The 11,568-nt window shown below is 44.5% G+C and carries 9 protein-coding genes and 1 CRISPR repeat array; of the genes, 7 read left to right on the top strand and 2 right to left on the bottom strand.

Translation table 11 applies throughout. The features are described 5' to 3' along the window. The first annotated feature begins 20 nt into the window (after window positions 1-20). The 7 genes from cas5c (at window position 21) to cas2 (ending at window position 6,778) form a co-directional block, all read left to right on the top strand. A complete protein-coding gene (cas5c, locus tag AC6H0J_RS00810) occupies window positions 21-665 on the top strand; it encodes a type I-C CRISPR-associated protein Cas5c (protein WP_118817186.1) in 645 nt (214 codons plus the stop codon). After that, window positions 662-2,419, top strand: coding sequence for a type I-C CRISPR-associated protein Cas8c/Csd1 (cas8c, locus tag AC6H0J_RS00805; protein ID WP_118817185.1), 1,758 nt, complete (start codon window positions 662-664; stop codon window positions 2,417-2,419). The genes cas5c and cas8c overlap by 4 nt, the downstream gene beginning before the upstream one ends. Before the next feature lie 12 nt (window positions 2,420-2,431). Further along, entirely contained in the window at window positions 2,432-3,283 is an 852-nt protein-coding gene (gene cas7c, locus AC6H0J_RS00800) for a type I-C CRISPR-associated protein Cas7/Csd2 (RefSeq protein WP_118817184.1), read from the top strand. A 2-nt stretch (window positions 3,284-3,285) separates the two neighbouring features. Further along, the gene (cas4, locus tag AC6H0J_RS00795; protein ID WP_118817183.1) at window positions 3,286-3,942 is read left to right on the top strand and encodes a CRISPR-associated protein Cas4; all 657 of its coding nucleotides are present in this window, start codon (window positions 3,286-3,288) and stop codon (window positions 3,940-3,942) included. Window positions 3,943-3,976: 34 nt separating this feature from the next. Further along, a complete protein-coding gene (locus tag AC6H0J_RS00790) occupies window positions 3,977-5,365 on the top strand; it encodes an ATP-dependent nuclease (protein ID WP_118817182.1) in 1,389 nt (462 codons plus the stop codon). A gap of 102 nt (window positions 5,366-5,467) precedes the next feature. Beyond that, window positions 5,468-6,481: a type I-C CRISPR-associated endonuclease Cas1c gene (cas1c, locus tag AC6H0J_RS00785; protein ID WP_118817181.1), complete on the top strand. Its 1,014-nt coding sequence runs from the start codon at window positions 5,468-5,470 to the stop codon at window positions 6,479-6,481. Window positions 6,482-6,484: 3 nt separating this feature from the next. Beyond that, window positions 6,485-6,778, top strand: a complete 294-nt coding sequence (gene cas2, locus AC6H0J_RS00780) for a CRISPR-associated endonuclease Cas2 (protein ID WP_118817180.1) — start codon at window positions 6,485-6,487, stop codon at window positions 6,776-6,778. Window positions 6,779-6,969: 191 nt separating this feature from the next. After that, a CRISPR array of direct repeats spans window positions 6,970-8,259; the repeat unit is 32 nt; unit sequence GCAGCCGCCTTCGTGCGGCTGTGTGTTGAAAC. Window positions 8,260-8,430: 171 nt separating this feature from the next. Here cas2 and ligA read toward each other — a convergent pair. Then, window positions 8,431-10,449 carry an NAD-dependent DNA ligase LigA gene (ligA, locus tag AC6H0J_RS00775; RefSeq protein WP_497512709.1) on the bottom strand — a complete coding sequence of 673 codons (2,019 nt, stop codon included), beginning with the start codon at window positions 10,447-10,449 and terminating at the stop codon, window positions 8,431-8,433. Window positions 10,450-10,559: 110 nt separating this feature from the next. Next, window positions 10,560-11,546, bottom strand: a complete 987-nt coding sequence (gene zipA, locus AC6H0J_RS00770) for a cell division protein ZipA (RefSeq protein WP_118817178.1) — start codon at window positions 11,544-11,546, stop codon at window positions 10,560-10,562. Window positions 11,547-11,568 lie beyond the last annotated feature (22 nt).

The raw sequence follows: 11,568 nt of genomic DNA, 5'->3' as shown, positions 1-11,568 counted from the left end.
GAAAGCAATAAGGAGATGATATGAGTTTTATCTTAGAAATTAGCGGCGATTTGGCTTGCTTCACCAGGCCGGAGCTTAAGGTGGAGAGGGTAAGCTACCCTGTTATCACGCCGTCTGCCGCCAGAAACATCTTAATGGCGATATTGTGGAAGCCGGCCATTCGCTGGAAGGTCTTGAAGATAGAAATCCTAAAACCGATTCAGTGGACAAATATCCGACGTAACGAAGTGGGAACCAAAATGAGTGAACGCAGCGGCTCGCTCTATATTGAAGACAACCGCCAGCAGCGCGCATCCATGCTGCTGAAAGACGTTGCCTACCGCATCCACGCCGATTTTGACATGACAAGCGAAGCAGGTGAGGGCGACAACTACGTCAAATTTGCCGAAATGTTCAAGCGGCGCGCGAAAAAAGGGCAGTATTTCCACCAACCTTATTTGGGTTGCCGCGAGTTTCCCTGCCATTTCAGGCTGCTGGAAAAAGCCGAAGATGGATTGCCACGCGAAGACATTACCCAAGATTTCGGCTTTATGCTGTACGACATGGATTTCAGCAAATCCGATCCGCGCGATTCAAATAATGCCGAGCCAATGTTTTACCAATGCAAAGCGGTAAACGGTGTGATTACTGTGCCCCCAGCCGACAGCGAGGAGGTGAAACGATGATTCTGCACGCACTCACCCAATACTACCAACGCAAAGCCGAAAGCGATGGCAGTGTTGCCCCAGAAGGGTTTGAAAACAAAGAAATCCCGTTCGTTATTGTTATAGACAAACAGGGTAAATTTATTCAGCTTGAAGATACTCGTGAGTTGAAAAACAAGAAAAAAGTTGCCCGCACTTTTTTAGTGCCGAAAGGTTTGGGCAGGAGCGGTTCAAAATCCTACGAAGTAAGCAATTTATTGTGGGATCACTACGGTTATGTGCTTGCCTATGCCGGAGAAAAAGGGCAGGAGCAGGCGGATAAACAGCATGCCAGCTTTACCACCAATGTAAACGAATTGAAACAGGCGTTGCCCGATGATGCAGGTGTTGCCGCCGTTGTCGCCTTTCTGTCTTCTGCGGAAGAAAAAAGCAAAGTCATGCAGGCCGCAAATTGGGCGGAATGTGCCAAAGTCAAAGGCTGTAATCTCAGCTTTCGCTTGGTGGACGAAGCAGTAGATTTGGTTTGTCAATCAAAGGCGGTTCAGGCATATGTGAGTCAAGCTAATCAGGCACAATCCGATAACATTCCCAAAGGCATTTGCCTAGTAACGGGCAAACCTGCGCCGATTGCGCGGCTGCATAACGCCGTGAAAGGTGTGAACGCCAAGCCCGCCCCGTTTACATCGGTAAATCTGTCGGCTTTTGAATCATACGGCAAAGAGCAGGGCTTTATCTTTCCTGTGGGCGAACAAGCCATGTTCGAATACACCACCGCCTTAAATACCCTGCTTGCTAGCGAAAACCGCTTCCGTATCGGCGATGTAACAGCCATCTGTTGGAGTGCGAAACCAACTCCGTTGGAAGAGCATCTTGCTTCTCTGATTAACGGCGGCGGCAAGGACAATCCCGATGCCCATATTGATGCGGTCAAATCGCTTTATAAAAGCTTGTACAACGGGAAATACACAGAACCCGACGGCAAAGAAAAATTCTACCTTTTAGGTCTATCACCCAATTCCGCGCGGATTGTCGTCCGCTTTTGGCACGAAACCACCGTTGCCGCCTTATCCGAAAGCATTGCGGCGTGGTATGACGATTTGCAGATGGTGCGTGGCGAAAACTCACCATACCCCGAATATATGCCGTTGCCGCGCCTGCTGGGCAATTTGGTGTTGGACGGCAAAATGGAAAACCTGCCGTCCGATCTAATTGCCCAAATAACCGATGCCGCACTCAACAACCGCGTTTTGTCCGTCAGCCTGTTGCAGGCTGCTTTGCAGCGCAACAAGGCGGAACAGAAAATTACCTATGGCAGGGCAAGTCTGCTTAAAGCCTATATCAATCGCGCAATCCGCGCGGGTCGTCTGAAAAACATGAAGGAGCTAACTATGAGCTTAGATAGAAACCGTCAAGACATCGGCTATGTGCTGGGACGGCTGTTTGCCGTGCTGGAAAAAACACAGGCCGAAGCCAATCCCGGCTTGAACGCCACCATTGCTGACCGCTATTTCGGTTCGGCAAGCAGTACGCCGATTGCCGTATTCGGCACACTGATGCGCTTGTTGCCGCACCATTTGAACAAGCTGGAATTTGAAGGACGTGCCGTACAACTGCAATGGGAAATCCGACAGGTTTTAGAACATTGCCAGAGATTTCCCAACCATTTGAATTTGGAACAGCAAGGCTTGTTCGCCATTGGTTATTATCACGAAACCCAATTCCTGTTTACCAAAGACGCATTGAAAAACCTGTTCAACGAAGCGAAAACCGCATAAGGAGCAAATGCTATGACTATTGAAAAACGCTACGACTTTGTCTTTTTATTTGATGTGCAAGACGGCAATCCCAACGGCGATCCTGACGCAGGTAACCTGCCGCGTATCGACCCGCAAACTGGCGAAGGTTTGGTAACCGATGTTTGCCTGAAACGCAAAGTCCGCAACTTTATCCAAATGACCCAAAATGGCGAACATCACGACATCTTTATCCGCGAAAAAGGCATTTTGAACAACCTGATTGACGAAGCCCACGAGCAGGAAAACGTAAAAGGCAAAGAAAAAGGCGAGAAAACCGAAGCTGCCCGCCAATACATGTGCAGCCGTTATTACGACATCCGCACATTCGGCGCAGTGATGACTACCGGCAAAAATGCAGGACAAGTGCGCGGTCCCGTGCAACTGACTTTTTCTCGCTCTATCGATCCTGTCATGACCTTGGAACACAGCATTACCCGCATGGCGGTTACCAACGAAAAAGATGCCAGTGAAACCGGCGACAACCGTACCATGGGGCGCAAATTCACCGTACCTTACGGCTTATACCGCTGCCAAGGCTTTATTTCTGCCCATTTCGCCAAACAAACAGGCTTTTCCGAAAGTGATTTAGAGCTGTTTTGGCAGGCACTTGTCAATATGTTTGACCACGACCATTCCGCCGCACGCGGACAAATGAACGCACGCGGACTTTATGTGTTCGAACACAGTAATAATCTAGGTGATGCGCCTGCTGATAGTCTGTTCAAACGCATTCAGGTAGTCAAAAAGGACGGTGCAGAAGTAGCAAGGAGTTTTGACGATTACCTTGTCAGGGTGGACAATCAAAATCTTGGCGAAACCAAGCTGCTGCGTAAATTAGGCTGAAAATGACCGCACTTTTAACCGAAACCCAAGGGGAAAATCAGGACACGCGCCTGATTCCCCTTTCTGCCCTGCAACACTACGCTTTCTGTCCGCGTCAATGCGCGTTGATTCACAACGAGCAGGCGTGGGCGGAGAACTATTTGACCGCGCAGGGCAAGGCGCTGCACGAGCGGGTGGATTCGGGCGAACCGGAAACGCGCAAGGGCGTGCGCTTTGAGCGGACGGTGCATGTATCTGCGGAGAAACTGTGCATCAGCGGCGTATTGGATTTGGTGGAAGTGGAAATGAAAACAGGCAGCCTGAAACCCGTGGAATACAAACGCGGGAAGCCAAAACCCGACCCGATGGACGAAATCCAGCTTTGTGCCCAAGGTTTGTGCTTGGAAGAAATGACGGGGCAAATCGTCTCTGAGGGCGCGCTGTGGTATATGCAAACCCGCCACCGCGTCCCCGTCGTGTTTTCAGACGACCTGCGCGCCCAAACACTCGCCACCATCGCCGCTGTCCGCGAACTCCTAAACAGCGGACAAACCCCGCCGCCCGACTACGGCAAACGCTGCAAAGCCTGCTCGCTGGTGGAGATTTGCCAGCCGGAGTTGTTGGGGAAACGGGATAGGAGTGTGAGGTATGTGGAGGGGTTGTTTGGGGAGTGCGTGTAATTTTATTTTTTATTAAATTTAAAAGGTTTTAGTTATGTACTTAAAAAATATGAAAATTCTAGGTTATAGAGGTTTTCAACAGGAGCAATTAATCAGTTTTGCTATGCCAGATCTGATTAATATTGGTAGTGGATTTACAATTATTACAGGTTCTAATAATGCAGGTAAATCATCAATTATTGAGTGTTTAAAAGCTAGAGAAGGGTTCTATGGAGCTGCACCAAGTTTTCCGAATGGTACAAGGAACTCTTTACATGAAGAAGTAAATATTCAATATAATTTTAACAATGGACATAATGAAATTTTGAAGTCTGTACGAAAAGGATCATCCGAAACAGAATTTACTAATAAAAATACAGCAGTAAAATTTTTTGTTGTGCCGTCAAGAAGAGCTTTTGAACCATATTTTAGTAAGAGCAATACAACTAGAGATAACTACATCTATTCAAATGGATTTCAAGCTAAAAGAAGTTCAATGCTGGATCAGTTCTCTAATAGGCTGTTTTTAATAGAGAAAGATAATGAAATAAAAAATGATTATGATGATATTTTAGAACAGGTCTTGGGATTTAGGCCTGAATGGGCAATTGATCAAAATGAACAATCACAATATTTTTTAAAATTTATTTCCGGTAAACATAGCCATTCAAGTAATGGTATAGGGGAAGGTATCGTTAGTATTTTTGTTATTGTTGATGCACTTTATGACTCTAAACCTGGAGATGTAATTATTATTGATGAACCAGAACTCTCTTTACATCCATCATTGCAAAAACGTCTGTGTAGATTATTTGTTAAATATTCTCAAGACAGACAAATTATTATTTCAACACACTCTCCATATTTTGCAGATATTTTTGCTTTATCGAATGGTGCTGCCTTAGTCAGGGTTATTTCTACTAAAGAAGGAACTAAGATTTTTCAATTGTCTGATGACTCAAGGAGTCTAATTGATAAATTAGCAAATGGTAATTTATATAACCCACATACTTGGGGATTAGATGCTCGTGAATTCTTTTTTCAGGAAGATGGAATCATTCTTGTTGAAGGGCAGGAAGATGTTATTTTATATCCTGAAATTGCTAAGCAATTAGGAAAAGAAATCCAAGGAAGTTTTTTTGGATGGGGTGCTGGTGGAGCTGGAAATATTCCGAATTTATGTAATATTGCAAAGGATCTTGGTTTTAAAAAGGTCGCTGTTATTTTTGATGGTGATAAACAAAAAGAATTTGCTAGTTTAAAAGAAACATTCCCTCATTATAATTTTCAAATTATCCCTGCGGATGACATTCGAACTAAAGAAGCCCGTAAGGCAGTAAATGAAAAACAGGGGATTCTAGATAAAGATAGAACTATCCAAGAAAAATATCGGGAAGACATGAACGTTATATTTGATAACTTAAATGAATATTTTAAAAAATAAATAATTTTGCTGTCTGCTCAGATTGAATATCAGACCTACTATTTTTTAGACAGTCCAACTATTACCCTTACCAAGTGCGATCAAAATCCCAGGAGTTTCCCCATGCGCAAACTGCAAAACACGCTCTACATCACCACCCAAGGCAGCTATCTGCATAAGGAGCGGGAGACTCTTGTGGTGGAGCAGGAGCGCAAGAAGGTGGCGCAGTTGCCAGTGCATTCTATCGGGCATATTTTCTGTTTTGGCAATGTGCTGGTGTCGCCGTTTTTGCTGGGGTTTTGCGGTGAAAATAATGTGAATTTGGCGTTTTTTACCGAAAACGGACGTTTCTTGGGGCGGCTTCAGGGGCGGCAGAGCGGCAATGTGCTGTTGCGGCGGACGCAGTATCGGGTGTCGGAGCAAAATCCTGTGCCGATTGCGCGCAATATCATTGCGGCGAAGATTCAGGCGAGTAAGCGGGTGCTTCAGCGCCAGATTCGCAATTACGGCGAGAATGCGGCGATTCAAGATACGGTCGATTCTTTAAACATTTCGCTGCGGCAGTTGAAGGGCGTGGCGGAGCTGGACGTGGTGCGCGGTATTGAGGGCGATGCGGCGGCGCGTTATTTCGGCGTGTTCGGGCAGCTTTTAAGCGAAAAAAGCGGCTTTACTTTTGACGGGCGCAATCGCCGTCCGCCCAGAGACGGGGTGAATGCGCTGTTGTCGTTTGTGTACAGCATTTTGGGCAAGGACATCAGCGGCGCGCTGCAAGGCGTGGGGCTTGATCCGCAGGTAGGTTTTCTGCACGCCGACCGACCGGGGCGCGACAGTTTGGCGCAGGATATTTTGGAAGAATTCCGAGCGTGGTGGGCGGACAGGTTGGTGTTGTCGCTGATTAACCGCGGGCAAATCAAACCGCAGGATTTTGTTACCGAGACAAGCGGCGCGGTAAGTTTGAAAGCAGAGGCACGTAAGCTGTTATTCCAAGCTTTGCAGGCAAAAAAGCAGGAAAAGATTGTTCATCCGTTTTTGGGTGAGGAAGTAGAAATTGGGCTGCTGCCGTATATTCAGGCAATGCTGCTGGCTCGGCACTTACGCGGGGATTTGGCAGAATATCCGCCGTTTTTGATGAGATAAACTATGTTAATGCTGATTACTTACGACATTTCTTTTGACGATCCAAACGGGCAGGCGCGATTGCGCCGTATCGCAAAACATTGCTTAGATTACGGCGTTCGGGCGCAATATTCGGTCTTTGAATGCGATGTCACGCCTGACCAGTGGGTTATGTTGAAAAACAAACTATTGGAAACCTACGATCCCACATGTGACAGCCTGCGTTTTTACCATTTGGGCAGTAAGTGGCATAATAAAGTGGAGCATCATGGGGCAAAACCGGCAGTGGATATATTTAAAGACGTACTTATCATTTAGTTCGCTAACCTATTGTTCTCATTAAAATCCTGATAGGATAGCGATCTTCGTTTTCTTTAACAATTTGGATGACTTAATCTATTTGTATAACGGCAATACAGCCGTTATACTGACTAAACTCCTTATCATAAAATCAGTTAGCGAAATACAGTGTTTAATACGCTGATTTTTCTTGCTTTTTTAGGTAGGGAGCAGCCGCCTTCGTGCGGCTGTGTGTTGAAACATCATGAATATTAACGAGGCTTTAAACGTTCTAAAGCAGCCGCCTTCGTGCGGCTGTGTGTTGAAACATTATTATTTTTAGCAAGCAGATAGTTATCTGCTGCAGCCGCCTTCGTGCGGCTGTGTGTTGAAACACTTTTCTCAATCGCAATGTGCGTATCCGTATCAGCAGCCGCCTTCGTGCGGCTGTGTGTTGAAACTAGCAGGGTTTTTCTAATTGTCAACACTTATTTTGCAGCCGCCTTCGTGCGGCTGTGTGTTGAAACCCATCTCTTGATATAAGTCAGAACGAATACATCAGCAGCCGCCTTCGTGCGGCTGTGTGTTGAAACCAACGTTACACCATATCTACAACGTGCAAAAGAAGCAGCCGCCTTCGTGCGGCTGTGTGTTGAAACTGGATATTTTTAACCGTTTAATTGGGCATGAGGGCGCAGCCGCCTTCGTGCGGCTGTGTGTTGAAACTCTTTTTGGCGACCGCTTGCCGTCTTAATGTAGGGCAGCCGCCTTCGTGCGGCTGTGTGTTGAAACTTTACTACTTACTACTGATGATTGTTGCAATGTTTGCAGCCGCCTTCGTGCGGCTGTGTGTTGAAACTTCGAGTCACTTTCTCTACCGAATTAAGATCAGCGCAGCCGCCTTCGTGCGGCTGTGTGTTGAAACTTATGCCATAAGAAAAAACAAGCTCCCCTTTTATGCAGCCGCCTTCGTGCGGCTGTGTGTTGAAACAATTTTGAGATCGAAAAAGATCTATTTTTTACGGGCAGCCGCCTTCGTGCGGCTGTGTGTTGAAACGGTAAATTGTGGGCAATTTATCAATAAAATCAAACGCAGCCGCCTTCGTGCGGCTGTGTGTTGAAACCATTTTTAGATCCTCGTGTTATTTGTTGTTTAGGCAGCCGCCTTCGCGCGGCTGTGTGTTGAAACTTCCGAATTGCATCAGCAGAAGCCCATGGTTTTGCAGCCGCCTTCGCGCGGCTGTGTGTTGAAACTTTTAGATTGATTGTTCACGGCTTTTTGTAATCCGCAGCCACCTTCGGGTGGCTGTGTGTTGAAACCCATTTTTCCGACCCGATCAAAACAAGGGGTCAAAGCAGCCACCTTCGGGTGGCTGTGTGTTGAAACCACAGGGGCGCCACGTTTTTAAAAGTTTGTGTAAAGCAGCCGCCTCTGCGCGGCTGTGTGTTGAAACACCAAAGGCCAATATTCTCACTGCGAGATTGCCAGCAGCCACCTCTGCGCGGCTGCGTGTTGAAACTGTAATCACAATCAAATTACCGTTATTAATACGGGCAGCTGCGTATTTAAGGAAGGATGAAAGAAGACAAAACGACTATGTCAGTAAATGGATAACTTAACATTTAAATACAAAAGAGCGGTCAAAATATAATGATTTTTGGCCGCTCTTGTTTATATGATTTTAATTCAACTAATTTAAAAGATTAACATGCTCTAAAAATTCTTCTTCTGTTAATACTGTAATATTTAGTTCCTGTGCTTTGGTGAGTTTAGAGCCAGCAGCGTCGCCTGCGATGACAAAGTCCGTTTTACTGGACACAGAACCACTTACTTTTGCGCCTAGCTGTTGTAGTAATGCTTTTGCTTCGTTGCGGCCCATTTGAGTGAGGGTGCCGGTGAGAACGACGGTTTTATCTTTGAATAAGTTTTCACTGGCTTCTTTTACTTCCACAGTTTCCCAATGTACACCTTGTGCGATTAAATCCTCAACAACGGCAACATTATGCGCTTCACGCCAGAATACAAAAATTCTGTTTGCTACAACTTCACCTACATCAGGTACTTGTTGAAGTTGCTCAAGATCAGCGGCTTTAAGCGCATCTAAGGTTTTGAAGTGATTAGCAAGATTCAATGCAGTGGCTTCTCCTACTTCACGTATGCCTAAAGCAAAAATAAAGCGAGCAAGGGTCGTGCTTTTGGCTTTCTCAAGACTATTGAGAGCATTTTCTGCAGATTTGGCGCCCATTCTTTCTAAGCGTGTGAGCGTAGTTAAATCAAGTTTAAATAAGTCCGCTGGTGTATGAATCAGTTCTCGATCGACTAATTGTTCTATTAATTTTCCGCCTACACCATCAATGTCCATTGCTTTACGAGAGACGAAATGTTTTAACGCCTCTTTGCGTTGTGCGGCACAGAATAATCCTCCCGTACAGCGAGCCACCGCTTCGCCTTCAATACGAATAATTTGAGAGTCGCACACAGGGCAATTTGTTGGGAAAATAATTGGTTTAGCATTATCAGGGCGACGTTCATGTAATACGCCGATAATTTGTGGAATCACATCGCCTGCTCGGCGAATGACAACTGTATCGCCAATAGCAATGTTTAAGCGTTCAATTTCATCACCATTGTGTAAGGTGGCATTGCTTACTGTAACACCTGCAACAAATACTGGTTCTAATTTAGCGACTGGTGTAATTGCCCCCGTTCTACCTACTTGGAATTCAACATCATTCAAGACAGTTAATTCTTCTTGGGCTGGGAACTTATAAGCAATTGCCCAACGAGGTGCTTTGGAAATAAATCCTAGTTCATTTTGTAAGGCTATATCATTGATTTTTAATACTGTCCCATCAATGTCATAACCCAGAGAGCTTCGTTTATTTTGAATATCTCGGTAAAAATCTAAAACTTCATTCGTACCATTACATAAACGAATTTCTGGATTCACTGGAATACCGATAGATTTTAGCCATTGCAAACGAGCATAATGAGTGCTTGGTAGTTCAACGCCTTCAGCAATCCCAATGCCATAAGCATTTAATACCAATGGGCGTTTACTTGTAATATTAGGATCAAGTTGACGCAAAGAGCCTGCTGCCGCATTACGAGGGTTAGCAAAAGTTTTTTCACCATGTTCTAGTGCATATTCATTTAAACGCTCAAATCCTGCGTGTGGCATAAAAACTTCGCCCCGCACTTCTAAACGAGCGGGTGGATTGTCTGTTAGAAGTTGTAATGGAATATTACGAATAGTGCGGATATTGGCTGTAATATCTTCGCCTGTGGTGCCATCACCACGAGTGGCTGCTTGGGTAAGAATTCCATTTACATACAAAATACTCACTGCTAAACCATCAAGTTTAGGTTCACAACAGAAGGTAAGCGGTTTAGGTAATACGATTAAACGATCTTCAATGCGTTTTACAAAGGCATAGAATTCGTCATCAGAAAAAGCGTTATCTAAAGAGAGCATGGGAATTTCATGACGAATTTGGCTAAACCCAGAAAGTGGTTTTGCACCAACACGTTGAGTTGGGGAGTCTGAAGTAAGAAATTCAGGATGTGCTAGCTCTAATGCTTTTAGCTGATGAAAGAGGCGATCATATTCGCTATCAGGCACGGTTGGATTATCTAGAACGTGATATTCATATTCATATTGGCGCAAGGTTTTGCGTAGATTGTCTATTTGAGTTTGAATATTTGTCATAAAATTCTCGGGGAAAAATGACCGCACTTTTTGTGTGTTTAGAGTGAAAATAGACAGGCATAAAGCCTGTCTCAATAAAGATAAAAGTGCGGTAAATTTAAGGTATGAATTTACACGCGAGCAAGATATGTTTGCTCTGCATTTTCATCAAAGATTTCTTGTTCTTCAGTAAGCACAATGCCTTGTAAATCTTCGGCTAATGTATGTGCAGCGCGGATCATCATGCGTAAATTAGCGAGATTATTACCTGGTGATGGTAGTTGCATAAAGAATACAATTCCCATTGTTCTGAAATCTACTAAGTTGTAAGCATCAAATGTTCCAGGCTGTTCTAAATTTGCCACGCTAAAGAGAACTGGACTTGCCACACTTAAATCTAAGTGGCGGTGATACATTTCATCCTCACCCAAGATAAAACCTAAGTTTTCAAGGGCTTGTACTAATTTTGCACCGTTGAATTGCTCGCTAGATTTTGGAATAAGATAAAGTTGAATATAGCCAGTTGTTTGTTTGAGTTTAGCTGTCGTTTCTGCTTTTGATTCATTAAAAGATACGTTGTAGTCCATTTGACGTTCTTCGTGAGCTAATTCCGCAAGTTGTGCTCTTAATTCTGGTGATGATGAATTAATTCCATCGAAACTAGTATTTTTGCTTTGTTCTTCAATTTGTTCCAATGTCATATTCGCAACGCTATTTGATGTTGGCATATCATATTGTGGTTGAGTCGGCTTTAACGGCTCAGAACGATGATTTCCCATATCATAAACAGGTTGAACATTTGGAATTGAAATCTTAATGTCATCGACACTTTTTTCACTTTGTCTATAATCAACAGGTTCTTGATTTACTGCTGCATTAGGCATGACTTGATGACGAATTGGTGCATTTGCTTGCGCTGTAGTGACGTGAGACAAATTAGCATTTGTTGGTTGCGTTTCTTCTTGCGTATGGGATCTTTGCACATGAGAAGTGCGGTCAAATTTATTAGCTTTATCAAAATATTTTGATTTCTCACGACGATTTGACCATAATCCGTGCACGATTAAGGCAACAAGTGCCAAAATGCCCACAATAATCAAAATTGTATTTAAATCCATCTTTATTCCTTACGCGTGCTAG

Source organism: Haemophilus sp. THUN1691, assembly GCF_059704425.1.
The sequence above is the reverse complement of the archived record's forward strand: the minus strand, read 5'-3'. Positions and strand labels throughout refer to the sequence as shown.

Bases quoted from the DNA above. Each gene is read 5' to 3' on its own strand.
- cas5c (WP_118817186.1), top strand. From the start codon at position 21: ATGAGTTTTATCTTAGAAATTAGCGGCGATTTGGCTTGCTTCACCAGG.
- cas8c (WP_118817185.1), top strand. From the start codon at position 662: ATGATTCTGCACGCACTCACCCAATACTACCAACGCAAAGCCGAAAGC.
- ligA (WP_497512709.1), bottom strand. From the start codon at position 10,449: ATGACAAATATTCAAACTCAAATAGACAATCTACGCAAAACCTTGCGC.
- zipA (WP_118817178.1), bottom strand. From the start codon at position 11,546: ATGGATTTAAATACAATTTTGATTATTGTGGGCATTTTGGCACTTGTT.
- cas7c (WP_118817184.1), top strand. From the start codon at position 2,432: ATGACTATTGAAAAACGCTACGACTTTGTCTTTTTATTTGATGTGCAA.
- AC6H0J_RS00790 (WP_118817182.1), top strand. From the start codon at position 3,977: ATGTACTTAAAAAATATGAAAATTCTAGGTTATAGAGGTTTTCAACAG.
- cas4 (WP_118817183.1), top strand. From the start codon at position 3,286: ATGACCGCACTTTTAACCGAAACCCAAGGGGAAAATCAGGACACGCGC.
- cas1c (WP_118817181.1), top strand. From the start codon at position 5,468: ATGCGCAAACTGCAAAACACGCTCTACATCACCACCCAAGGCAGCTAT.
- cas2 (WP_118817180.1), top strand. From the start codon at position 6,485: ATGTTAATGCTGATTACTTACGACATTTCTTTTGACGATCCAAACGGG.